Genomic DNA, 23,216 nt, shown 5'->3' with positions numbered 1-23,216 from the left:
ACGTGACCGCTCACCCTCAATCTTCGAAGGAGCTACGTGAAGCCCAATCGAACGGGTGCTGCGCTGAGCCTGCTGGCCGCCGGTGCCTTGCTGCTGTCGGCATGCGGGAGTGACAACAACACCTCGACGGGATCCGGTGGTGAAGGGGGTTCGTCGGCGGGCGCCGTGGACTGTGGTGGGAAGAAGTCGCTGAAGGCCAGTGGTGCCACTGCGCAGGCGAACGCGATGACCCGGTTCATCACCGCCTATGAGGCGGCATGCCCGGGCTTCACCCTCAACTACACCTCCAGTGGATCCGGGGCTGGTGTTTCCGAGTTTGTCGGTGGCCAGACCGACTTCGGCGGTTCCGACTCTCCGTTGAACGCGGAGAAGGGCGAAGTAGACAAGGCCGCGCAACGGTGCGGTGGCAATCCCGCCTGGAACCTTCCGACCGTCTTCGGGCCGATCGCCATCACCTACAACGTCGCGGGTGTGGACGGACTCGTGCTGGACGGTCCCACGCTGGCCAAGATTTTCAACGGCGCGGTCACAACTTGGGACGCCCCGGAGATCAAGGCGCTGAACGAAGGTGCGTCGCTTCCGGCCGAGAAGATCAACGTCATCTTCCGCAGCGACGAGTCGGGCACCACGGACAATTTCCAGAAGTATCTGGACGCCGCCTCGAACGGCGTCTGGGGCAAGGGCGCCGGCAAGACATTCGCCGGCGGTGTCGGCGAAGGCGCCAAGGGCAACGAGGGCACGTCCGCGGCGATCAAGAGCACAGCCGGTTCCATCACCTACAACGAATGGTCGTTTGCGAAGAGCCAGGGGCTGTCCGTCGCCAAGGTCATCACCTCGGCCGGCCCGGAGCCGGTTGAGCTGACGGTGGAGTCGGCCGGCAAGTCGATCGACGCCGTCAAGATCAAGGGTGAGGGGAACGACCTGGTGCTGGACACCAACTCGTTCTACCTGCCGACCGAGGCCGGCTCCTATCCCATCATGCTGGGTACCTACCAGCTCGTCTGCTCGAAGTACCCGCAGTCCGATGTGCCTCAGGCTCTCAGGGCGTTCCTGACCGTGGCTATCACCGACGGCCAGAAGGGTCTCGAGGACAACGGGTACATTCCGATCCCCGACGCGTTCAAGGGCCGCTTGGAAACCGCCATCAACGCGATCTCTTGATTAGGTGTCGTAGGAAATGACGGTGAAACCCGAACCGACCTCTGTGGGCTCGTCGACGTCGGCGAGCCCACAGCAGAGCGGGGACAATACGGGGATGCCAACCAAACCGGCTAAAGGCTCGTCGCTGAAGGACGGGAGCGGCCGCTGGGGTGACGGCCTCTTCGGGTCCATAGCCATCGCCGCGGGTGCGACGATCATCGGGGTCATCGCCCTGATGGCGCTGTTCCTGATCATTCAGGCGGTGCCGTCACTTCAGGCCAACAAGGCGAACTTCTTCACCAGTTCTGAGTTCGTCACCACCGACGAGAACAATCTGCGGTTCGGCGTCGCTGACCTCTTCCGGGTCACCGTGCTGAGCTCGGTCTTCGCGCTGGTGGTGGCCGTGCCGATTGCGATCGGCATCGCCACATTCCTGACGAACTACGCGCCGCGCCGGTTCGCCAAGCCGTTCGGCATGCTGGTCGATCTGCTTGCCGCGGTGCCATCGATCGTGTTCGGCCTCTGGGGGATCTTCGTGCTGGCGCCCTGGCTGGAACCGGTGTCGAGGTTCCTCAACGACAAGTTGGGCTGGTTCTTCCTGTTCGCGGACGGCAACGTGTCGCTGGCCGGTGGTGGAACCATCTTCACGGCGGGAATCGTGCTCGCTGTGATGATCCTGCCGATCATCACATCGGTGTCGAGAGAAGTCTTCAGCCTGACTCCACCAGGTCATGTCGAGGCTGCGCAGGCCCTGGGAGCGACGAAATGGGAAGTGGTCCGGATGACCGTCTATCCCTACGGCCGAAGCGGGATGATCGCGGGGTCGATGCTCGGTCTGGGCCGGGCCCTCGGCGAGACCGTCGCCGTCCTGATCATCCTGCGGTCGGCCGCGAAGGCCGGAAACTGGTCCCTGTTCGACGGCGGCTACACCTTCGCCTCCAAGATCGCCTCGGCGGCATCGGAATTCAGCGCGAAACTGCCGACGGGTGCCTACATCGCCGCCGGTTTCGTGCTGTTCGCCCTGACGTTTGTGGTCAACGCGCTCGCTCGACTGGCAGCGGGAGGAAGGGTTAGCGGAGGATGACGCAGGCAGCGCTCGATAAGGCCCTCAAAGGGCCGACCTTTCACCCGACCAGCACGAGCCGCAAGGTCAAGAACAGTGTCGCCGCAATTCTGTTCTCTACATCGTTCCTGATCGCAATGTTGCCGCTGGTGTGGCTGTTGTACACCGTGCTGTCGCGGGGCTTCCGGGCTGTCATCAGTTCGGGGTGGTGGACCAAGTCGCTGGCCGGCGTGTTACCCGAGCAGTTCGCGGGCGGCGTGTACCACGCGATCTACGGAACGCTCATTCAGGCCGGCATCGCAGCGGTGTTGTCGGTTCCGCTCGGCGTCATGGCCGCCATCTACCTTGTCGAATACGGCCACGGTAGGTTCGCGAAGATCACCACCTTCATGGTCGACATTCTGGCCGGTGTCCCCTCGATCGTGGCTGCGCTGTTCATCTTCGCGCTGTGGATCACGACGCTGGGATTCCCGCAAAGCGCGTTCGCGGTGTCACTGGCCCTAGTGCTGTTGATGCTGCCGGTCGTGGTGCGCAACACCGAAGAAATGCTGAAGCTTGTTCCCGACGAACTGCGCGAGGCGTCGTACGCCTTGGGCATTCCGAAATGGAAGACCATCGTGCGGGTCGTCGTGCCCACAGCGCTTCCCGGCATGATCAGCGGCATCCTCCTAGCGCTGGCGCGGGTCATGGGTGAGACTGCTCCTGTGCTGGTGCTGGTCGGCTACGCCAGGTCGATCAACTTCAACGTTCTCGAAGGAAACATGGCGTCGCTGCCGCTGCTTATCTACACCGAGCTGATCAACCCGGAGGCTGCCGGGCGTTCGCGGGTGTGGGGCGCTGCGCTGACACTCATCTTGCTGGTTGCTCTGCTGTACATTGCGGCGGCGTTTGTGAACCGGTACCTGATGCGAAATCGGGCCTGAGGCCCTCGAGGAGAGAACACCATGGCCAAGCGGATTGACCTCAAAGACGTCAACATCTATTACGGCTCGTTTCATGCGGTCGCCGACGTGGCACTGGCGGTGCCGCCGCGCAGCGTGACCGCGTTCATCGGGCCGTCGGGCTGCGGCAAGTCGACCGTGCTGCGTTCGCTGAACCGGATGCACGAGGTGATCCCGGGTGGCCGCGTGGAGGGTTCGGTGCTGCTCGACGGTGAGGACATCTACGGCTCGGGAGTGGACCCGGTGAGCGTGCGCAAGACCATCGGGATGGTGTTTCAGCGGCCGAATCCCTTCCCGACCATGTCGATCAAGGACAACGTGGTGGCCGGTCTGAAGTTGCAGGGCGTTCGCGGCAAGGGCGCCCTCGACGAGGTCGCTGAGCGGTCGCTGAAGAGCGCGAACCTCTGGAACGAGGTGAAGGACCGGCTCGACAAGCCGGGCGGCGGTCTGTCGGGCGGTCAGCAACAGCGGTTGTGCATCGCCAGGGCGATTGCGGTGCAGCCCGATGTGCTGTTGATGGACGAGCCGTGCTCGGCGCTTGACCCGATCTCGACGCTGGCCATCGAGGATCTGATCGCCGAGCTCAAGCAGGATTACACGATCGTCATCGTCACGCACAACATGCAGCAGGCCGCGCGCGTGAGCGATCAGACCGCGTTCTTCAACCTCGAGGCAACCGGAAAGCCGGGCAAGCTCGTCGAGGTCGACGATACCGAGAAGATCTTCTCGAATCCGAGTCAGAAGGCGACCGAGGACTACATCTCGGGCCGCTTCGGCTGACCGTTTCGATTCATCTGTCCGACAGTGGAAGTGCATGCCGTTGGTGAGGAAGGCGGTCAGGCGGGATTGACCACCGAGGCTGGGCGGGCGGATGCGGTGAACGGACACGGTGAACGCTGTGTGGCGCATCCGCCGACGCGCGGCAGCCTGGTACTCGCCGAAGCCGATTCAGTCGTAGCGGGTGAACTCCTCGAAGCCGCCGCGCAGCTCGGCATCGAATCGACCTGGTGCCGCGACGGGGCCGAAGCGCTGCTCGCCGTCGGTGCAGAGATTCCCAACGTCCTCGTGATAGCGGCACACACCGACACCGTCGATGCCTCTCGAATCTCTTCTGCCGTTCGCAGCCGTTCGGATATACCCATCTTGGTCGGCGCCGCACCCGGGGAGGAAGCACTCGCCCGACAGGCGTTGATCGCCGGCGCTTCGGCAGTCATCGTGCGGCCCTACGACTTCGCCGCCATTGCACCCTTCGCTCTCGATTCCAACGACTCCTCGGCGCAAGAGCCCTCTGTGTTCACCGCCGGTCCCATCCACGTCGATCGACGCGGCTATGAAACCCGAGTGCGCGGGAACTACGTGCAACTGACCCAACGTGAACTTGAATTGCTCGTCTTTCTGATCGTGCAACGCGGCAGCGTCGCCAGCAGCGAAGAGATCAGCACTGCCGTGTGGGGCCACCCCGCACACACCAATACCGTTGCCGTCCATGTCAAACGGCTTCGCGCCAAGCTCGGAGCCGATCCCGTGCATGGCGAGTACATCCGCACCATCCGCGGTGCGGGTTATCGGCTCGCCCCGTCGATCTGCGCCTAGATGCGCGCAAGCTAGGGCGTCCGCGGGCGAGCTGGTGTTCGACGCCCACCGGCGGCTGCACGACGAGGTGGCGCTAGGGCTGAGGTTGGCCCGTCACTAAATGGCGGGTATGGCTTCCTCGTCCGGGAACCGGCCGGTGACCTGGAAGATGACGCGGCGGGCGACCTCGACCGCGTGGTCGGCGAAGCGCTCGTAGAACCGGCTCAGCAGCGTGACGTCGACGGCCGCGGTGACACCGTACTTCCACTCGCGGTCCATCAGCACCGAGAACAGATGGCGGTGAAGGTCGTCCATCGCATCGTCCTCTTCGCGGATGCGCGCGGCCTTCTCCGGATCCCGGGTGACCAGCGCCTCCTGGGCACTGCTCCCGAGTTCGACTGCCACCCGGCCCATTTCGGCGAAGTAGCCGTTGACCTCCTCGGGCAGGGTGTGCTGGGGGTGGCGACGGCGCGCGATCTTCGCGACGTGCAGCGCGAGGGCGCCCATCCGGTCGACGTCGGCGACGATCTGGATCGAGCTGACGATCGCGCGGAGATCTCCCGCCACCGGAGCCTGCAGTGCCAGTAGGACGAAGGCAGCTTCCTCGGCGCGCGCGCTCATCGTAGCGATCTGTTCGTGGTCGGTGATGACCTGCTCGGCCAGCGCCAGGTCGGCTTGTAGCAGGGCCTGGGTCGCGCGCTCCATGGCAACGCCGGCAAGGCCGCACATCTCGCCGAGCTGGTCTGTGAGAGCAGCCAGTTGCTCGTGGTAGACGGTACGCATGTACCGAGCCTACGGGCTGGGCACGAAGATCGTCACGACATCGAGGGTGAACGAAAGGTGAATGCCACCTGCCGCGATGGTGCTTCCGGCGTCACTCGCAGGTGGTGTCGGCGGCGTTGGTGACCGTCAGGTCCTCGGGAAGGTGCGCGGTCTCTCCGCTGCGGTCGTGCACGACGTGTACCTGCACGGACGAGCCGCTGGGCGACGGGGCGTTGACCGAGTAGAAGTCCGAGCCGAGCACCACCCGAATGACGTCGCCCATTCCCGCCACGCGCTCGATGGTCGGGGTGGCGAACGAGGAGGCCACGGTGGCGGCCGCCTGCTCGTTGCCTGCCGAGAAGAACACGGTCGTCGACTGCAGCGGGCCGGGATAGTCGTCCGGGGTGTCGACGTTGAAGCCGTGCTGCTGGAGTTCGCTGGCCGCCGTCGACGCCAGGCCGTCCTCGCCAGTTGAGTTCGACACGCGCACGGTGATGTCGTTCGGGCTGGTGGTCACCGCGTCGACGAGCTCGCCGTTGGTGTCGACCGGCGCCGGGGTGGCGGCCTGCGGAACCTCGGGTACCGGGGTGTTGTCGGCGTTAATCTCCTCGGGCAGGGGATCGTCGTTGATGATGGCATCGAACAGGGCGCGCATGTCGTCGGTGCGGGGCACCTCGTTGCCGTACTCGTCGGCATATCCAACCGTGGGAACGGTGACGAACGTGATTCGCCCCGCGCTGACTCCCTGAACGGACTGGCCGAGGTCGACGAGGTCCTTGGTCTGGATGTTGTCGACGTGGCTGTCGTTGATGAACATGTTGACGACGTTGTTGAGCTTGCTGAGCGAGAAGAACGTGTCCTTGGAGATCAGCGATCGCAGCAACGACGACAGGAACAACTGCTGGCGCTTGATGCGGCCGTAGTCGCCGTTGGTCTCGGTGGTGACCTGCCGGGCACGGACGTACTGCAGAGCGGTGTGTCCGTCGACGACCTGTCTGCCCGCGTTGGCGAGGACCGTGCCGAGTTCGTAGTCCTCGAGCGGGGTGGTGCTGCAGACCTCGACGCCGCCCAACGCATCGACCATCTTGGCGAAGCCCGCGAAGTCAACGGCCATGAATCGGTTGACGGAGAGCCCCGACAGCTTCTGGACCACCTTCACCAGACACTTTGGCCCGCCGACCGCGTATGCGGAGTTCAGCTTGGTCTCGGTGTAGACCTCGTCCATCCCGTACACCGGCGACTCCGGATCGGTGGCGGGCCCGTAGACGCCGGTAGTCGGATCCCAGTGCTCGCACTTCATGGGAGTGATCGAGAGATCGCGCGGAAACGACACTGCCACAACGCGTTTGCGATCGGCCGGGATGTTGACCAGCATGATGGTGTCGGAGCGGGCGCCAGCCGCGTCGTCGGTAGTACCCGCGCCCATGCCGCTGTTCTGTCCGATACGACTGTCGGTGCCGACGATGAGGAAGTTCTCGTCGCCGAACTGCGCGCCGGGATCCAGGATGTCGCGCGAGTCGGGGTCGAGTGCCGCCACCTTGTTGAGGCTGTTGTTCTTGGACGCCTGCCACTGCCACGCTGCGCCCGTCAACGCCAGCGCGAGGACCGCGATGACCGCCGCTGCGACGCGGCCCATCACCATGGCCGTGCGTCTGCCGCGATGTGACGAGGCCTTGACCGGTTCGCGGACGGCGCCGATCCTCTCGGGGGCGGCGGGCTCCTTGCGAAGGCCCGTCAGGATCGGCAGTTCCGAGGCGTGCGCCGGGACGACGGGGATGACCTCGGTGTCCACCTCGCGGGCGGTCGTCTCGGGGGCCGTCCCGGATATCTTGGCGATCAGGTCGGCAACGGTCACACCGTCGGCGTGGCTGCCCGAAGCGGGAGACGACGGCGCGTCGCGAATTCGTGACCGTTCCCACGGCGCGGCGCCTGGCGCGGACCGTGGAGATCGGGTAATCCAGTCACTGGCGGGATCTACGGCGCCCGGTTCGGCGTCGTCGAGGGGCTCCGGTGACCGATGACCGGGAGCGGCGTTGTCGCCGTCACTCATGTCTTGCCGGCCTCCGACTGTCGGGAACGCCGCGCCCTTAGCGCGCCAATCGTCTTCGTCTGCTTCAGTCCTTGTAGCAGCACGTCAAGGGCTCCGCCAATCGAAACCCGACGTAGTGGAACCCCATCGTACGTAGATGACCTGCGATCCAGCCAGTCAGCGAAGGCGTCAGTGCAGTCTCGATGACGTCTCGCTACCGAGACGAATCAGCCGCCGGAGTGCATGGCGTCGGCTCCGGCGGGCACCGTGCAGTCGTCCGGATCGCTCAGCCAACCCTCCGGCAGGGTCACCGATCCGGGGGAGCCCTGCCTCCCGCGCGGGCCTTCTGCGGCGCGTGGGAACGGCACCTCGGGGTCCAGCTGAGACAACAGCTCGTCGAGTTCATCCAAGGTCTTGACCAGCGCCAACGCCCGCCGCAGATCGGCACCGGCGGGGAATCCGTGCAGGTACCAGGCGACGTGCTTGCGGATGTCGCGCATTCCCTTGTCCTCGCCGAAGTGGTCGGCGAGGAGTTGGCCGTGACGGCGCGCGATGTCGGCTACCTCGCCAAGCGTGGGCGGAGTGGGGGACGCGCTACCGGTGAAGGCTGCGGACAGCTCCGCAAAGAGCCACGGCCTGCCCAGGCAGCCACGGCCGATGACGACTCCGTCACACCCGGTGACGGCCATCATCTTCAACGCGTCCTCGGCGTCGAAGATGTCGCCGTTGCCCAGCACGGGAATGCTGGCGACGTGTTGTTTGAGCTGCGCGATCTGTTCCCAGTTGGCGCTGCCCGAGTAGCGCTGCGCCGCGGTGCGGGCATGCAGCGCGACGGCGGCCGCGCCTTCCTGCTCGGCGATCCTGCCCGCGTCGAGGTGTGTGTGGTGGTCGTCGTCGATGCCGATCCGGAACTTCACGGTGACGGGAATCCGGGTGCCTGCGGTGGCTCGGACTGCGGCGGCCACGATCTGACCGAAGAGCCGGCGCTTGTACGGCAGGGCGGCCCCGCCGCCGCGGCGGGTGACCTTGGGTACGGGGCAGCCGAAGTTCATGTCGATGTGGTCGGCCAGGTTATCGTCGACGATCATCTTCGCCGCGGCGTAGGTGGTCGCGGGGTCCACGGTGTAGAGCTGCAGCGACCGCGGCGACTCGTCGGGTCCGAACGTCGTCATGTGCATCGTCGCGGCATTGCGTTCCACCAGCGCACGTGCCGTCACCATCTCGCAGACGTACAAGCCGCTGACGGTGCCCGCGCGGGCGAGTTCGAGCTCGCGGCAAAGGGTGCGGAACGCGACGTTCGTGACGCCGGCCATCGGGGCCAGCACGACGGGACTGCGCAACGCGATCGGCCCGATCTGGAGGGATCGGGCCGATGCGGTACTGCTGAGCGGTTGGGCTACGACGCTGATGACGTCACCAGAAGGTTCTTCATGGCCTTCTTCTCGGCCATCTTGCGTTCGCGCTCGAGACGGCGTTCCTTGGCGATCTCGAACTTCTGGCAGGTGTCCTCGAGTTCCTCGACGAGCTTGCCGAGGTCGTCGCGCATCTCGGCGGCCTCGCCGGTGAAGTCCTCGCGCTCGAAGATGCGCCACTTCTTCAGCACGGGCATCACCACGTCGTCGAGATGGATGCGCGGGTCGTACACGCCGCCGACGGCGATGATGACGGCCTTGCGACGGAATTCGGGCACCGTGTAGCCGGGCATCTTGAAGTTACGCAGTACCCGGTGCAGGGACTTCATCGCCTGGTTCGGCGCAAAGTCGAGGCCTGCCGCACTGACGTCGCGGTAGAAGATCATGTGCAGGTTCTCGTCGGCCGAAACACGTTGCAGCAGTTGGTCGGCGACGGTTTCATTGCAGGCCTTGCCGGTGTTGCGGTGCGACACCCGGGTGGCCAGTTCCTGGAATGTGACGTAGATGACCGAGTCGAAGAGGCTCTCGGCGAACATCTCGCCCTGCGGGCCCTGGCCGGGGCTGAAGCCGCGCGTCACCTGCTCTAGGCGCAGCTCCTCGAGCTCCAGCGGATCGATGGCGCGGGTGACGACGAGGTAGTCGCGCAGGGCGATGCCGTGTCGGTTCTCCTCGGCCGTCCAGCGGTTCACCCAGTAGCCCCAGGGGCCGTCCATGCTGAAGTTCATCGCGATCTCGCGATGGTAGGATGGCAGGTTGTCCTCGGTCAGGAGGTTCTGCAACATCGAGATCTGGGCGACCTCGGACAGTCGTGACTGGTCGGGATCCCAGTCCTGGCCGCCGAGTGCGTAGTAGTTCTTGCCGTCCGACCATGGTATGTAGTCATGCGGATTCCAGTCCTTGCGCATCCGCATGTGGCGGTTGATGTTCTGCTCGACCACGGGCTCGAGTTCGTGCAGAAGCTGCAGGTCGGTCAACTCGGTCGACATGAACCCTCCCAGTTATCTGTACCTGTTGGTTGCATGCAATATATCTGTGTCCCACGGTGACATCAAGTTCCCCGCCGCGAAGTGTTGCGAAACCGTCATTGACAGCTCACGGGAAGCCGTCTCCGAAGGGTAGTGTCCCGCTGACAACATCCCCGTTCTGGCAAACGAAATCGCTGGCAGTGTGCCCAGGCGGTCAGGAAAGGCCCCACCCACGTGAAGAAGATCTTGGTTGTCGGAGGTGCGACGTTCGGCTCGGTCGCGGCAGCGTTTTCGCTTGGCGTCGGCCTCGCCTCCGCTGATGACAGCGTGGTGGGACAAACGTACGAGAAGGCGAAGGCGGCCCTCAGCGCCCAGGGGATGACGGCAGTCGTGGCAACTTCGATCGGGGGTCGCAAGGATTTGAACGAGTGCATCGTCACCGGCGCCCACGCGGCCCCCTCCCTCGACGGCTTCGGCGTTCAAAGGACAGGCACCATGCTGGTCAACATCAACTGTGCGGGACAGTAGCCGAGCGAGATGGCGGCATGCGGATTCCCGATGCGCCTTATAGCCGGGAGGCGCTGCGGCGTCCGACGGACGGCGGTACTATTTCCGCGAGCAAGGCATTGCGACTCCGCGGACAGATAGGGCTAGAAGTGAAGAAGCTCATCGTTGTTGGTTCTGGCGCCATTGGTGCGCTGGCCGTATCGGCGCTCCTCGGCGGTGGCGTGGCCTCCGCAGACGATTACGCCGGTGAGACGTATTCCGACGCATCGTCCGCAGCTGATGATGCCGGTCAGACGGTCGTCGTCGCGACGCGCGTCGGCAGCGCACTCTCCCAGGATGACTGCATCGTCGAGCGCTCGCAGTCCGCACCGTTCACCAGCGCGATCGACGGTGCCGCCGTGTCGGACACCGTGCAGTTCTACTTGAACTGCAACGGCGGTTACGCCACCGCCACCACGCCGGGACTGTCGCAGGGCAGCGAAGAAGGCCGATCGGCCAAGTCTGCTGCCGATGAGGAAGAAGCCAAGGCTCTGGCCGAGGCGCAAGCGGCGCAAGACGAGCTGGACCAGCTCGCCAACGCCGGCCAGACGCCTGGCGTACCGGCCAACGAGAACATTCCGGCCGGCTGATTCAGTGGCTTGACGCCCGGCTGAGCAGCATGTCGACGCAATAGTCGATGAACTGCTCGCGGGTGGTCGCCAATCGGCCGTTGAGGTAGGCCGTGAACAGCGCAGTGAGGGCGCCGACGAGTCCCGTGGCCACCATCGCCTGGACCGCAGGGTCGCTGATCTGCGTCAGCTTGTGTTGCAACAGCTCGATGAAGCTGGGCATCCACTCCGCGCCGGACTTCGTGAGGACGGGCTCCCGCTCGGGCGCGATCAGCAGTACCCGCCCCCGCACGGGGTCGTCGACCATGAGGGCCACGAATCTCTCGACGGCGTCGCGCGGAGTGGTCGACGACGTGAGGGCCGTCATCGCGGTGCTGCAGACGTGGTCGTACACCGCTCGGACGAAGTCGTCCCGGTCGTGGAAGCTCTCGTAGAAGTAGCGTTCGGTGAGCCCGGCGGAACGGCACACGGCGCGCACGGTGAGAGCCGCGCCGCTCTCGCCGCCGAGGACGTTCACCCCGGCGGTGATCATTTCGTCGCGCCGAAGAGCCTGGCGGTCTTGCAGTGGGACTCCGGACCAGCGGCCCCGTCGTTGACCGGAAGGCACATCTCTCCTAAGCTCGCTATGACAACGCGCGTAGTCAGAATATCGTCGGCCCCCAGGAAGGTCACCAGTGACTCAAGATACGTCTGAGGCGTGCCCGGTGACCAGCGGGACGCAACCGCTTGCCGCGGGCTGCCCCGTAGCGCCAGGGGGTTACGATTCCCCGCCGGTTCCGCTCGGGCCCGACTCGCTGACGTGGAAGTACTTCGGTGACTGGCGGGGTCTGCTGCAAGGCCCGTGGGCAGGGTCGATGCAGAACATGCACCCCCAGCTCGGCGCTGCCGTCGAGGAGCATTCGACCTTCTTCCGCGAACGTTGGCCCCGGCTGCTGCGTTCGTTGTATCCGATCGGCGGGGTCGTCTTCGACACCGACCGCGCTCCGCGCACGGCCGCCGAGGTACGCGACTACCACACCGACATCAAAGGTGTTGACGCGCAAGGCCGTCGGTACCACGCAATGAACCCCGACGTCTTCTACTGGGCGCACTCCACGTTCTTCGTGGGGACGCTGATCGTCGCGGAGCGACTCTGCGGCGGACTCAGCGAGGCGGAGAAACGCCAACTCTTCGACGAGCACGTCGAGTGGTACCGCATGTACGGGATGAGCATGCGCCCGGTTCCCAAGACGTGGGACGACTTTCAGACGTATTGGGATCACATGTGCCACAACGTGTTGGAGAACAACTACGCGGCACGTGCCGTGCTCGATCTGTCAGAACTGCCCAAGCCGCCGTGGGCCGAGAAGATGCCGGAGTGGATGTGGCGCCAGCAGCGAAGGCTGGTGGCACCCTTCTTCGTCTGGTTCACCGTCGGTCTCTACGACCCGGCGGTCCGGCAGTTGATGGGCTGTACGTGGTCCGCCCGAGACGAATGGCTGCACCGACGGCTCGGCGAGCTGGTGTACGTGGTGTTCTCGCTCCTGCCCAAGCGCAGCCGAATGCACCCCCGCGCTCGTGCGGGCTGGGACCGCGACAACGGCCGCGTCCCGGCCGATGCGCCGTTGCCGGAGACGCCGGCGCGCAACCTGCCACCGCTCGACGAGCGGGACAACCCGATGCACTACTGCCCGAAGGTCTGATCTCCTCGGGTCTATCTCCTGACCCCCGCTAGCGTGGTGGCGTGACGGCTCAGGAACTCATCGGAGGGCGTTACGAGATCCGTGGCGTTCTCGGGCGCGGTGGCATGGCCACGGTGTACGACGGCTGGGACACGCGTTTCCAGCGGCCCGTCGCGGTGAAGTTGCTGCACCCGGCGCTCAGTGCCGACCCGGAATGCCTGGCGCGGATCGAGTTCGAGACCAGGTCCGCCGCAGCGCTGAACCATCCCAATGTCGTGGTCGTCCACGACGGTGGGCACGACGCCGACCGTGGTGACGCCCCCTACCTCGTCATGGAACGCCTGCCCGGGCCTTCGCTACTCAACGTCATCGCCCGCGGTCCGCTGTCACCGCAATACGTGCGTGACGTGCTGACTGACGTATTGGCAGGGCTGGGTGTGGCCCACGCCGCGGGAATCCTGCACCGCGACGTGAAGCCGGCGAACATCCTGTTCGGTGCCGCGGGGGAGGCGAAGGTCGCCGACTTCGGCATCGCAAAGTCGGGCGGCACCGACCTCACCCGTGTCGGTCAGATGGTCGGCACGATGGCGTACCTCAGCCCGGAACGGATCGCGGGGCGCCCCGCCTCTGCGCTCGACGACCTCTACGCGGTGGGGGCCGTCGGCTACGAGGCGCTGACCGGCCGCATGCCGTTCCCGCAGACCGACCCGGCGACGTTGATGCGCGCCATCGTCGAGCATCGTCGGCCGCCGGTCACGGCCGTGCGGCCCGACGTCGATCCCATCCTCACGGGCGTCATCGAGCGCGCCATGGCCTCGGACCTACGGCAACGGTTCCCCGACGCCGACACCATGCGTGCGGCGCTGCAATCGGTGCGCCCACCGACTCGGGTACTGGCCGCTCCACTGGCAGGCGCGGGTGCACCGATGACCGGCGCGATCTCGCCTCCACCGCCACCCTCCCGACGTCGAAAGGTCTTGGCCGGGGCCGCGATCGGCGCGGCGCTCATGCTCGCGGGGGTGCTGGTCGTTGCGGAGGTGACGACGTCGCGTCCCGCCTCGTCGGAGACGCAGACGACGTCGACGACCCCCACGACGACTGCCTCGACGTCCACCATCACGTCGGCCGTTCCACCCGCCAGCACAACGAACACGTTCGCACCGTCACCCGGACGGCCAGGAAATGGAAATGGCGGCCCCAAGAAGCCGAAGCACGACCAGGGCGACTGAGCGCGCGGATCAACGGGTGCAGAGTCCGGCCGCCTCCTCCTCCGCGATGATCTGTTCCACCGGCTCGCCGAGGTTGCCTGGTGGCGGCGTGCGTCGTCGATGGTTACCGCCCGCGCGATCAACTCGTCTATGTAACCCATAGTGAGCCCGGCCGATCTGTCGCCCGGTTCGCCCTGCGAGGCGACCTCACTCTGTTTCTCTTCGTGTTCCGCTCGCAGCAGCCACGTGACCTCGGCGAGCTGGCCGCATGCAAAGCGCTCTTGCACCGCGAATACGCCGATACGGGTTGGGAATGCCCGCAAATCCTCGCCGCGCTCGACGGTGTCGACGACGTCTACTTCGACGTCGTCAGCCAAATCCGCCTGGACCGCTGGTCAGTGGGCCGAACCGCACTTGTCGGCGATGCAGCCGCGTGCGTCTCGCTGCTGGCGGGCGAGGGTACCGGGCTGGCGATGACCCAGGCCTACGTACTGGCCGGCGAGCTCCAGCGGGCTGACGGCGACTATCGGAGAGCTTTCGACGCCTACGAAGCGCGATTGCGCACATTCGTCGAAAGCAAGCAGGCCAGTGCGCAGAAGTTCCTTCCCGTGTTCGCTACACAGACCCGGCTCGGCATCTGGTTTCGCCACCAAGTGATGCGCACGATGAATCTGTGTCCCCGCGCAGACCTCCTGGTGGGTCGCAGCCTGCGCGACGACTTCGAGTTGCCCGACTACCCGATGTGAGTTCGGTGGCTGGCCCGCACGATGCCGTTGAGGCCGCAGCACTCTTGGACCGCACGAGAAACGATCAAGAAGCGATGGGTCGAACGTCACGAGTGTGGCTGGATACCGGCTCAGAACTGTGCCCCCACCAGGGCTCGAACCTGGGACCTGCGGATTAAAAGTCCGTAGCTCTACCAACTGAGCTATAGGGGCGCGGAGGATCAGGATACTTGGCCCCTTCTTGCCGGGCGGCGGTGGAGCGACCCTGAGGCCCGTTTGAGGAATTGGGGGTCGGTACCCTAAGCTATCCAAGCTCCCAACGCGCTTGCGTTGCGCGAGTACCCCGAAGAGATTCGGCTTTGGCCCCCTTCGTTTAGCGGCCTAGGACGCCGCCCTTTCAAGGCGGTAGCGCGGGTTCGAATCCCGTAGGGGGTACGACGCAACGACGGCAACGTCGGAGCAGCAGGAAAGTAAGGCCCTGTGGCGCAGTTGGTTAGCGCGCCGCCCTGTCACGGCGGAGGTCGCGGGTTCGAGTCCCGTCAGGGTCGCCAAACGGCGAGGCAAGGTATTCCGTGCCGTCCCGGCCAGGTAGCTCAGTTGGTACGAGCGTCCGCCTGAAAAGCGGAAGGTCGCCGGTTCGATCCCGGCCCTGGCCACTCAGATCGTTGGAGGTCAGCGGCATAGACCGACTGAAACTTATCGAGTTGGAGGTAGCCGCCTCCGATTTCATCCGGCCAACCCCATGGGCATCCGCCGCGACTTCTCACGGAAGGTCACCGCGAGTGTCGTCGAGAGCGTCGAGTGCCGAGGCCACGTCGTCCAGCTCGTCGTCGTAGAGGTCTGCATAGACATGCGCCGTTACCGTGATCGACGCGTGTCCCATCGTCTTCTGCAGCAGGCGAAGATCGGCGCCGGCCCGTCGCGCGAGTGAGGCGTAGGTGTGCCGAAGGTCGTGGTTGTGCCGACGTCGGCACAACCACGATCTGAGACACAGTTTTGCCGTCGACACCCTGATCCGCTGGCACCGACGCGGGGTGAACGTCGAGGAGCGCATCGGCGCCCTGTCCATCTACCTCGGCCACGTCAACCCGGCGGATACCTCCTGGTACCTGTCGGCCTCCCCGCAGCTGATGGCGCTCGCCGCCGAGCGGCTGCACGTTCGGTTCGGAGCAGGGCAAATGTGCGCGCTGGCCCCGACACTGCAGGCCTACTTCACCGAGCGGCTGATCAGCCAGCGCGCGGCGAGCCCGAACACCATCGCCGCCTACAAACACACCTTCCGTTTGCTGCTGGACTTCGCCGCGCGACGCATGCGCTATGACCTCACCGTTGTGTACCAGTCGGATATCCCGCATCAACGGATGCTCGATGGCAGCTTCGTAGAACGCTCACGCAGCCTCCTCGTTCGTCGGCCCGAACGTCTGGTCCAGTTGCCACTGGCCTTTCGCGTCGAACTCGAATCGAACGTTGAAGAGGGCGTCATCGCTCATTGTCGGCACGCTCTAGAGCGCTCTCCGCTTCGCCTGAACCGACGATCAGGTGGGGGAAAGCACCCCAACAGGGCCACGCGATTCATGAGTTACACCCAACCAGAGGGCGAATCTGATCCGTTCGACAACTCCGGGCCATAGGCTCGGGTGTGACACTTTCAGAACTTCATCGAGGAGGGGCGGCGTGCCTAGTACCCGTTCGGTTGCGCTGCTCGTGACTGCGGGCGTTATCGCTGTAGGGATCTCGACAAGCACCGCCTGGGCGGGCGGGCCGGGTGGCGCTATAGAGAACTCCGATGACATCTCCGTTGCAGTCGGTACCGGTGTGTTCGTTGAAGGCCTGGTGGGTTTCAAGGCGAACGGCGCCACCAATGACGAAGCCTCGGCGCGGGTGATCGCACAGTGCCAGAGCGCGGGTGGTCAAGAGTGCACCAGCGATGAAGTGACCAACGATAATCTCTGCATCGTGTCCGTTGCTGACGACAGCAACGAGGTCGTGGCCGGCGGTGCCGGGGTGTCCGTCGAAGCTGCCCGTGACGATGCGTTCCAGCGGGCGGCGGCCAACGGTACGCCCCTCGGTCCGACCGCCGCCATTGTCATATCGGATTGTCACTGATGGGTGAGCTGATATCGCGGCGTGCAGCGAATGACCATTGTGGTACCGGCCTAGAAGCCCAAAAGGTAAAAGACATATGACAATTCGACGCAAGGCAGCACTGGTGATGGTGAGTTTGGCGGTAGTGGCGGGCGTTTCCGCGCCTGCCGCCGACGCTCTACCGAGCTGCCAGGACTCGGGCACCACGTCCACCTGCCAAACCAACGGCAGCGTGTCGATCAAGGCTCGTCCCGGGACAGTGGCGCCCCCCGGGAACCAGCCTGTAATTCGGTGGGGGCGCCGCCGCTAGTACGCACTCTCCGCTGCGTGTGCCCGAGCCCGGCACGCTCTAACAGGTCGGCCGCCTCGCCGTGGGACTGGGTCTGGAGCGACGCGCCGGTGGTGGTGTCTGGGCGTTCCGGACTACCAAGTGGTTGGTGCTGGCTGAGTCCGGTTAATCGGAGGCGTTGAGCAGTGGGCGCAGCCGCTGGGTCTTCTCCGGTGTCCAGCCCGGCGGTTGCAGGATCGCCGCCCACGCGTTGGCGACGTCTTTGATGTAGCGGTGGCCGTGCCCGTCGGGGACATCGAGCCCGCCGGCCATGTCGGCGGACACCTGCAAGAAGGTGATTACCGAGATCCACAGCGTGCTGGGCAGCACGTCGTAGCCGCGCGGTTCGCGCAGCCAGTCCGGTTTGTGGAACAGCAGGTCGGGCTCCCACCAGGCGATCGGGTCGGAGGCATGCTGGAGGTAGACGATGCGCGGCGTGGGCCGTGGACGGGAAAGAAGCTGCCGCGGACCTTGCGGTGTCAGCTCCCTACGGAGCGTATTTGGAGCCGGGCGCACTGGGATTGCAGTCGATGCGATCCGGGACGAAGCAGTCGGGAATGAGCCAGTCGCTCATCGGATCGGCGGGATTGACGCGCACCGACTCCTTGGGCAACTCGGGAGCGTTGCCCGGCTTGAGAACGAAGGTGTTGTTGAACAGCTCCGATGCCCTGCTCAGCCAGCAGAAGGACCCCTCCTTGGCGGACACAGATGGCGCCGAAGTCCTTCGGGTTCGGCTGCGCCTCGGAACTGGGCCAAACGAGGTTGCAGAGATCCTGGGTGCCCAGGATGTGAAACGTGCCCCCGGACGCGGCGAAGGCCCCCGACACCGACGGGGTTTGATCGCTGGGCTGCCCCCCAGGTGGAGCGAAGGAATCCTAATGGTCGGCGGTACCCGAATTGGAACCGCTGCCGCTGTCGGCGAGCGCCGGCGCAATCCCCACCAACCCGGCACTGAGAACGACCAGTCACGGCGACGTCCGTCGATCCGGTGAGCGAGGATCAGCACGACCCGTTCGGGTATCGGGATGGACCTACGTCCGGCGGTGGACTTCGGATTGCCCTCGACGAGCTTGCCGCCGACTTGGGTTATCGAGCGTCGCCCGAATGAGTGTCGCGGCGATGGGAATGCACAGCTGTGTCGCTGGGTGCAGCTAACACGTCTACCCGATGAAGGGTCACCGGTTCGGAGCCGGCAATCCGAAAGGATGACTGGGAGCCGTGTCGGCGATTTCCAACAGGCGGTTGTACTTTGCGACGCGTTCCCCTCGCGCCGGAGCGCCGGACTTGATCTGGCCGCATCCCGAGCCGACAGCCAGATCGGCGATGAAAGCGTCGTCTGTCTCGCCCGAACGGTGTGAAATCATTGCTGCATAGCCGGATTCGCGGCAGACCCGAAGTGCGTCAAGTGTTTCAGACACCGTTCCGACTTGGTTGACCTTGATCAGGGCGGCGTTGCCGATGCCGGCGCGGGCAGCGGAGGCGATGATGTCGGGGTTGGTGACGAAAATGTCGTCGCCGACCACTTGGATGCGGTCGCCGAGCGCGTCGGTCAGCCGTTGCCAGCCCGCGGTGTCGGTCTCGCCGAGGCCGTCCTCGATACTCCAGATCGGGAACTTGTCGACCATCTGCCTGTAGCGGTCGATCATGTCATCGCTCGACAGCGATTCACCTCCGACCTCATACCGGCCGTCGCGGTGAAATTCGCTTGACGCCGGGTCGAGGGCGATGGCGACGCCGTCTCGCCCGGTTGTGTACCCGGCGTCGGTAATTGCTTGCGTCAGGAGCGCCAAAACCTCTTCCGGCCGAGCGATCTCCGGTGCGAAGCCACCCTCGTCGCCTAGCCCCGTCGCCAAGTTGCGCTCCGCCAGCTCCGCCCGCAGCCGGCCGTACACCTCGGCGCCAGCGCGGACCGCTTCCGGCAGGGACGGCGCACCGATCGGTGCAATCATGAACTCCTGAAAATCGAGGGCATTCGGGGCGTGAACGCCCCCGTTGACCACGTTGAAGTGCGGCACCGGCAGCCGCGGAACCACCCCAGTGGGAGTCAGCCACCGCCACAAGGGATGACCCGACTCGACAGCAAAAGCCTTAGCGGCTGCGATGGACACTCCGACGATCGCGTTGGCACCCAAACTCGATTTGTTGGGCGTGCCATCCAATTCACACAGCGCGCGGTCAACTTGCTCGAGCGAGACGAACGACGGCCCGATCAAGGCATCCACAATCGGTCCGTTGACGTGTCCTACCGCACTCAGAACCCCCAGCCCCGAGTACCGCTTCTCGTCGTGGTCGCGCAACTCGACGGCCTCGCGGCTGCCTGTTGACGCACCGGAGGGCACCCCCGCTCGCACGGTGCGCCCATCAGACAACGTCGCGTTCACGGAAAGAGTTGGCCTGCCACGGGAATCGAGAATCTCGATCGCCGACACCGATGAAAACCTAAGGGTTACCGAAGATCCTCTGCATGACGGCTGACTGGGCAACGGATCGCTTTGACAAGCGGCCGTGGCCAGCGCGCAAATACTCGATCTCCACGAACCGTTGGCCACCGTTGCGGACGCGCAGTTGTGGCGAGCCCGCCGCCATATTCGAAGATCGACGCTACCAGCTGTATCGATTGTCGGTTGCTGTTCCGTCATCCGAGGTCAAACATGCGATGTCATCACAGACAACGCAGGCATAGCGACCGGACCGTAGACACCGGACGTGGTGGTGCGCCTGCCGCTAGCGCCAGTGCAGCGCGCAGAGCTCCCGCCCTGCAACTCGCGTCGGGTTGGGACCGGGGTCGGCGAGTACGCGTAATCTGCCGTCGGCGTTCAAGCCCGTCTCACCGTGGCGGACGAGCTACACGTCCTCAGTCACGATGATTCATCCCCCTCTGGGGGGGTTCCGGCACTATCAGCACCGGTCGTCCGTGCTGGCGAGTCAGTTGGCGGGATACCGATTGACCCGCGAAGGTTTCGATGAATGAGTGCACGCCGCCGCGCGATGCGCCGAGGACGATCATCAGCGCGTCGGTCTCGTCAGCCAGGTTGGTGATGACGTCGCTCGGCCGTCCACGGGCGCCGTGGTAGGTCCGATTCGCGTCGAGCTGATCGAGTAAAGACCGTGCGGTCGTTTTGTTGTCGGCCAGTCGTTGGTCGAGTTGTCCCTCCCAATCCCAAGCGTCCGGGTCGATTGGTAGATCATCGATGTCGGCGACGTGCACGACATGCAGATGTGTGTTCAGACGTTGCGCCATGATGACGGCGAACTGTAGCGCAGCAGAACTCGTAGGTTGCAAATCCCAACCGAGAACGATTTGGGTGGCCGCCGACGATGCGCCATGCGGCAGTGTTGCGGGTGTGTCATCGGACATTGATTTGCCTCCAACTTCGTTGTTGCTCATGACGCCAAGACCAAGGCGAGTCCGGCGTCGCAGGCGGCCACGGATGCGATGAGTGATCCAAGGCCATTGAGCAGTGCGCGCAGGCGCGCCCTCTGCTCGATGAGGCGGACGGTCTCGAAACTTGGCGTGCTGAACGTGGTGTAACCACCACAGAACCCGGTACCGACGACGGTCTGCCAAGCAGCCGACTGATCGTGAAACAACACTGCACCGGCCAGGAGACCGAGCACGAATGACCCAGAGACGTTGATGCCGAAGGTGGCCCACGGAAACGCAGTGGACCAACGTCGCTTCACGGAGGCGTCGACGACGAACCGGGCCACCGCACCGGCGGCCCCGAACAGAAGAGTGAGCGCGATGATCATGACTCGTCACGCCTGCGATGAAGCTCGGCCGCCGACACGATCCCCAGCCACGCCATGACGACGCCGCCGACGATGCTGGCGAGCCCGTAACCGACCGCCGTCGCCATGTGCGCGTCCCTGCCGAGCAGCGAAATCTCTAGAGCCAGCGTGCTGTAGGTGGTGAAGGCTCCGCATCCGCCCGCTCCGCCGAACAAGCGGGCTCGCTGGCGCCATCCGCTGTCATCACCGGCGCGAACCAAGCCCTCCAATAGACCGCCCAAGATGAAGGCGGAATTGCTGAAGATCGTGGAGCACCGGTTCGACTGTGGCCCCTTGATCGGGGGACACGACGCCGATCAGGGTGGGAGTTGGGTCGAGGCCGAGATGAGCAGCTTTGAGGACGAGGAACACCGTACGTTTTTTGGTTCGGGCGAAGCTTCGGCGGACGTGTGGCGCTGTCCCAGGCGGCAAACGCGACGCTGTCGCGATCCGCGGTTGTCCAGCACATCCGCGATCGGACATTCTTCCCGGTGGGCACGTCTGCTGCCTAGACTAGGCTGTTGGATCTGGGGTGAGGCGCAGGTAGGGCTTGATTGTTCGGTAGCCGGGGAAACGTTGCGCGGCATCGGCATCGGAGACACCGAGACCGATGATGACGTCCTGCCCGGGTTGCCAATCGGCAGGCGTCGCCACGGGCTCCGCCTCGGTCAGTTGGAGGCTGTCGATAGCGCGCAGGATCTCGGGGAAGTTGCGTCCGGTGGCCATCGGATAGGCCAGGTTGAGACTGATCTTCTTGGTAGGGCTGATGACGAACACCGAGCGGATGGTGCTGGTCTCGCTGGCGTTGGGATGGATCATGTCGTAGAGCATCGAGACTTTGTGGTCCGTGTCGGCGATCATCGGGAAGTTGACGGCGGTGCCCTGGGTTTCGCCGATGTCGCGTTCCCATTTCTCGTGGGCTTGCACCGAATCCACCGAGAGTCCGATGACTTTGGTGTTGCGCCGATCGAATTCACCCTTGAGCCGGGCGACGGTGCCCAGTTCAGTCGTGCATACCGGGGTGAAATCTCCGGGGTGGCTGAACAACACTCCCCAGCTGTCTCCCAGCCAGTCGTAGAACTTGATGGTTCCCTGCGTGGTGTCCGCGGTGAAATCAGGTGCGTCGTCGCCGAGATGCAATGTCATGATGTGCCTTTCGTTGGCTGGTAGGACTGAACAGTTGTTAGGTCGTGGCTTCTTGGGTTGGGTGTGGGCGCAGTGGCGAGCGACCCTTGCCGATGTCATCGACGGTATTGGACGTGATCTGGCGTCCGCTGGAGTCTTTGGACCTCGATGGGGTGCGCCATAGGCCATCAGGTCGTGATGGACACGCCGGTGATGACCGGCACGGTCGAGCAGGCTGGCGGCGATCGACGCGCAGTAACCGCTGGCGCAGTGCGCCCACAGCTGCCCGGCCGGCAGCGTGTCCAGCTTTTCGAGCAGCATGTGCATCGGGACGTGCGCCGAGCCGGCGATGTAGCCGGTGGTGCGTTCGTCATCACGACGCACGTCCAGGAGCACCGGATCGTCGTCAGTGGCAGCGTCCGAGGAGCAGAAGCTACCGAACCCGTGGGTCGGGTACGACCACCGCGGACATTCCGTCGTGGACGACGTAACTGCGGTCCAGCAGATCTTCAGTGGCAATCACTGCAACGTGCGCGTCACCGTCGGCGCCTGGGACAGCACCGGGTCCACACAGCCGGAATCGACTGCACCGCTATGGATTCCGAAGGGCTACGAACATCCGGCCAAACCTTGGTCCAGCCGCTCCACAGGGTCCAAATCGACCGACCTGCAGAGTCCTGACCAGTGGAAACGGAAACGGCATTGGGCTGAAGACCGCCTAAAAGCGGAAGGTCGCCGGTTCGATCCCGGCCCTGGCCACCAGATAAGAGTGCAGTTCAGAGGCCTAGGTGGTCCTTGACCGTTCGCAATTGGACTCGCGCGGAACACGTTGTCGGGGTCGTACTTTGCCTCGTGATAGCCCTCGGCCCTCGACCACAGCGGCTTGCTGATCGCCACGTAGCGCGACACCCTGCGGCTACTTCACCAATGCGTTCGGCGGAACCGCGCGAAAAGAGGTTCTCGGAGATCGCCGCCCGCTTGTCCGCGTCGGTGACCACCAGCCATCGCCAGTTCTGGGAATTTCTGGCCACCAGAGCGGCTCCGAAGAACGCGATGGCGATCGCACCTGCGCCGAAGGACGCGCCGCGCCCCAGGATCATCGCTGGCGTCGGCGTAGTCGGCCTGGGCATCTTGTTCGTGCACACGGTCAACTACGCCAAGTTCGGCGAGATACAAACGTCACCCGAAGTGCTCGACAAGGTTCCGGTGCGTCTGGTTCTCGTCACCTGTCTGCTCGGACCCGACAACACGGCGACCGACCAGAACTTCGTCGTGCAAGCGCAACTCGTCGCCGCGGCGCAGGCGGGGTAGCTT

24 protein-coding genes, 4 tRNA genes and 2 pseudogenes are annotated in these 23,216 nt (G+C 64.7%); 16 read left to right on the top strand and 14 right to left on the bottom strand.

The features are described from left to right. Positions 1 to 36 precede the first annotated feature (36 nt). The 5 genes from pstS (at position 37) to VET27_RS13100 (ending at position 4,737) form a co-directional block, all read left to right on the top strand. A complete protein-coding gene (gene pstS, locus VET27_RS13120; protein ID WP_526518714.1) occupies positions 37 to 1,161 on the top strand; it encodes a phosphate ABC transporter substrate-binding protein PstS in 1,125 nt (374 codons plus the stop codon). A 94-nt stretch (positions 1,162 to 1,255) separates the two neighbouring features. Continuing rightward, positions 1,256 to 2,224 (top strand): phosphate ABC transporter permease subunit PstC, encoded by a 969-nt coding sequence (gene pstC, locus VET27_RS13115; protein WP_526518712.1) that lies wholly within the window; start codon positions 1,256 to 1,258, stop codon positions 2,222 to 2,224. Then, positions 2,221 to 3,126 carry a phosphate ABC transporter permease PstA gene (pstA, locus tag VET27_RS13110; protein ID WP_526518710.1) on the top strand — a complete coding sequence of 302 codons (906 nt, stop codon included), beginning with the start codon at positions 2,221 to 2,223 and terminating at the stop codon, positions 3,124 to 3,126. The genes pstC and pstA overlap by 4 nt, the downstream gene beginning before the upstream one ends. A 21-nt stretch (positions 3,127 to 3,147) precedes the next feature. Continuing rightward, positions 3,148 to 3,924, top strand: a complete 777-nt coding sequence (gene pstB, locus VET27_RS13105) for a phosphate ABC transporter ATP-binding protein PstB (RefSeq protein WP_526518708.1) — start codon at positions 3,148 to 3,150, stop codon at positions 3,922 to 3,924. Positions 3,925 to 3,990: 66 nt separating this feature from the next. Continuing rightward, complete coding sequence (locus VET27_RS13100; protein WP_526518706.1) at positions 3,991 to 4,737, top strand: winged helix-turn-helix transcriptional regulator; 747 nt, start codon at positions 3,991 to 3,993, stop codon at positions 4,735 to 4,737. A gap of 96 nt (positions 4,738 to 4,833) precedes the next feature. Here the strand turns inward: VET27_RS13100 and phoU are convergent, their stop codons facing one another. From phoU to VET27_RS13080, 4 genes are all read right to left on the bottom strand, one after another. Then, positions 4,834 to 5,499, bottom strand: a complete 666-nt coding sequence (phoU, locus tag VET27_RS13095; protein WP_526518704.1) for a phosphate signaling complex protein PhoU — start codon at positions 5,497 to 5,499, stop codon at positions 4,834 to 4,836. A 91-nt stretch (positions 5,500 to 5,590) separates the two neighbouring features. Then, positions 5,591 to 7,528 carry an LCP family protein gene (locus VET27_RS13090; protein WP_526518702.1) on the bottom strand — a complete coding sequence of 646 codons (1,938 nt, stop codon included), beginning with the start codon at positions 7,526 to 7,528 and terminating at the stop codon, positions 5,591 to 5,593. Between the two features lie 206 nt (positions 7,529 to 7,734). Continuing rightward, entirely contained in the window at positions 7,735 to 8,916 is a 1,182-nt protein-coding gene (dusB, locus tag VET27_RS13085) for a tRNA dihydrouridine synthase DusB (protein ID WP_526518716.1), read from the bottom strand. Beyond that, on the bottom strand, positions 8,904 to 9,905 hold the full coding sequence (locus VET27_RS13080) for an acyl-ACP desaturase (RefSeq protein ID WP_526518700.1): 1,002 nt from the start codon (positions 9,903 to 9,905) through the stop codon (positions 8,904 to 8,906). The genes dusB and VET27_RS13080 overlap by 13 nt, the downstream gene beginning before the upstream one ends. Before the next feature lie 213 nt (positions 9,906 to 10,118). Between VET27_RS13080 and VET27_RS13075 the strand changes: the two genes are divergently transcribed. Continuing rightward, a complete protein-coding gene (locus tag VET27_RS13075) occupies positions 10,119 to 10,412 on the top strand; it encodes a hypothetical protein (protein WP_526518698.1) in 294 nt (97 codons plus the stop codon). Positions 10,413 to 10,429: 17 nt separating this feature from the next. Further along, complete coding sequence (locus VET27_RS13070; protein WP_526518696.1) at positions 10,430 to 11,020, top strand: hypothetical protein; 591 nt, start codon at positions 10,430 to 10,432, stop codon at positions 11,018 to 11,020. A gap of 1 nt (position 11,021) precedes the next feature. On the opposite strand, the gene VET27_RS13065 is transcribed toward VET27_RS13070, so the two are convergent. Continuing rightward, positions 11,022 to 11,606 (bottom strand): TetR/AcrR family transcriptional regulator, encoded by a 585-nt coding sequence (locus VET27_RS13065; RefSeq protein ID WP_526518694.1) that lies wholly within the window; start codon positions 11,604 to 11,606, stop codon positions 11,022 to 11,024. 67 nt (positions 11,607 to 11,673) lie between these two features. Between VET27_RS13065 and VET27_RS13060 the strand changes: the two genes are divergently transcribed. The 3 genes and pseudogenes from VET27_RS13060 to VET27_RS13050 all read left to right on the top strand — a co-directional run. After that, positions 11,674 to 12,681: an oxygenase MpaB family protein gene (locus VET27_RS13060; protein ID WP_526518692.1), complete on the top strand. Its 1,008-nt coding sequence runs from the start codon at positions 11,674 to 11,676 to the stop codon at positions 12,679 to 12,681. A 41-nt stretch (positions 12,682 to 12,722) separates the two neighbouring features. Next, the gene (locus VET27_RS13055) at positions 12,723 to 13,889 is read left to right on the top strand and encodes a serine/threonine-protein kinase (RefSeq protein WP_526518690.1); all 1,167 of its coding nucleotides are present in this window, start codon (positions 12,723 to 12,725) and stop codon (positions 13,887 to 13,889) included. Positions 13,890 to 13,960: 71 nt separating this feature from the next. Beyond that, positions 13,961 to 14,614 (top strand): annotated as a pseudogene (locus tag VET27_RS13050) (FAD-dependent oxidoreductase); the annotation flags it as partial. A 119-nt stretch (positions 14,615 to 14,733) separates the two neighbouring features. On the opposite strand, the gene VET27_RS13045 reads toward VET27_RS13050, so the two are convergent. Beyond that, positions 14,734 to 14,806: transfer RNA gene (locus VET27_RS13045), tRNA-Lys, on the bottom strand. Positions 14,807 to 14,955: 149 nt separating this feature from the next. Here VET27_RS13045 and VET27_RS13040 point away from each other — a divergent pair. The 3 genes from VET27_RS13040 to VET27_RS13030 all read left to right on the top strand — a co-directional run bounded on the left by VET27_RS13040 (position 14,956) and on the right by VET27_RS13030 (position 15,249). Further along, positions 14,956 to 15,028, top strand: a tRNA-Glu gene (locus VET27_RS13040). A 39-nt stretch (positions 15,029 to 15,067) separates the two neighbouring features. Further along, positions 15,068 to 15,144: transfer RNA gene (locus tag VET27_RS13035), tRNA-Asp, on the top strand. 31 nt (positions 15,145 to 15,175) lie between these two features. Next, a tRNA-Phe gene (locus VET27_RS13030) sits at positions 15,176 to 15,249 on the top strand. Between the two features lie 107 nt (positions 15,250 to 15,356). Here VET27_RS13030 and VET27_RS13025 read toward each other — a convergent pair. Beyond that, entirely contained in the window at positions 15,357 to 15,647 is a 291-nt protein-coding gene (locus VET27_RS13025; protein WP_526518688.1) for a tyrosine-type recombinase/integrase, read from the bottom strand. On the opposite strand from VET27_RS13025, the gene VET27_RS13020 reads away from it, so the two are divergent. Then, the gene (locus tag VET27_RS13020; RefSeq protein WP_526518686.1) at positions 15,628 to 16,224 is read left to right on the top strand and encodes a hypothetical protein; all 597 of its coding nucleotides are present in this window, start codon (positions 15,628 to 15,630) and stop codon (positions 16,222 to 16,224) included. The two genes, VET27_RS13025 and VET27_RS13020, sit on opposite strands and share 20 nt — an antisense overlap. A gap of 43 nt (positions 16,225 to 16,267) precedes the next feature. Next, complete coding sequence (locus tag VET27_RS13015; RefSeq protein ID WP_526518684.1) at positions 16,268 to 16,699, top strand: DUF4189 domain-containing protein; 432 nt, start codon at positions 16,268 to 16,270, stop codon at positions 16,697 to 16,699. 433 nt (positions 16,700 to 17,132) lie between these two features. Here VET27_RS13015 and VET27_RS13010 read toward each other — a convergent pair. The 7 genes and pseudogenes from VET27_RS13010 to VET27_RS12980 form a co-directional block, all read right to left on the bottom strand. Further along, positions 17,133 to 17,453 (bottom strand): annotated as a pseudogene (locus tag VET27_RS13010) (alpha/beta-hydrolase family protein); the annotation flags it as partial. Positions 17,454 to 17,493: 40 nt separating this feature from the next. Beyond that, positions 17,494 to 17,712 (bottom strand): hypothetical protein, encoded by a 219-nt coding sequence (locus VET27_RS13005; protein ID WP_526518682.1) that lies wholly within the window; start codon positions 17,710 to 17,712, stop codon positions 17,494 to 17,496. A 469-nt stretch (positions 17,713 to 18,181) separates the two neighbouring features. Next, positions 18,182 to 19,435 (bottom strand): phosphopyruvate hydratase, encoded by a 1,254-nt coding sequence (gene eno / locus VET27_RS13000; protein WP_526518680.1) that lies wholly within the window; start codon positions 19,433 to 19,435, stop codon positions 18,182 to 18,184. Positions 19,436 to 19,860: 425 nt separating this feature from the next. Next, positions 19,861 to 20,394, bottom strand: coding sequence for a universal stress protein (locus VET27_RS12995; RefSeq protein ID WP_526518678.1), 534 nt, complete (start codon positions 20,392 to 20,394; stop codon positions 19,861 to 19,863). Next, the gene (crcB, locus tag VET27_RS12990; protein WP_526518675.1) at positions 20,391 to 20,759 is read right to left on the bottom strand and encodes a fluoride efflux transporter CrcB; all 369 of its coding nucleotides are present in this window, start codon (positions 20,757 to 20,759) and stop codon (positions 20,391 to 20,393) included. The genes VET27_RS12995 and crcB overlap by 4 nt, the downstream gene beginning before the upstream one ends. Next, positions 20,756 to 21,019 carry a CrcB family protein gene (locus tag VET27_RS12985; protein ID WP_526518673.1) on the bottom strand — a complete coding sequence of 88 codons (264 nt, stop codon included), beginning with the start codon at positions 21,017 to 21,019 and terminating at the stop codon, positions 20,756 to 20,758. Before VET27_RS12985 ends, crcB begins: the two co-directional genes overlap by 4 nt. A gap of 271 nt (positions 21,020 to 21,290) precedes the next feature. Continuing rightward, positions 21,291 to 22,421: a redoxin domain-containing protein gene (locus tag VET27_RS12980; protein WP_526518671.1), complete on the bottom strand. Its 1,131-nt coding sequence runs from the start codon at positions 22,419 to 22,421 to the stop codon at positions 21,291 to 21,293. A 408-nt stretch (positions 22,422 to 22,829) separates the two neighbouring features. Here VET27_RS12980 and VET27_RS12975 point away from each other — a divergent pair, with 408 nt between their 5' ends. Next, a complete protein-coding gene (locus VET27_RS12975) occupies positions 22,830 to 23,213 on the top strand; it encodes a hypothetical protein (protein WP_526518669.1) in 384 nt (127 codons plus the stop codon). Positions 23,214 to 23,216: the final 3 nt, after the last annotated feature.

This window comes from Mycobacterium sp., assembly GCF_035633495.1.
Lineage (GTDB): Bacteria > Actinomycetota > Actinomycetes > Mycobacteriales > Mycobacteriaceae > Mycobacterium.
The sequence above is the reverse complement of the archived record's forward strand: the minus strand, read 5'-3'. Positions and strand labels throughout refer to the sequence as shown.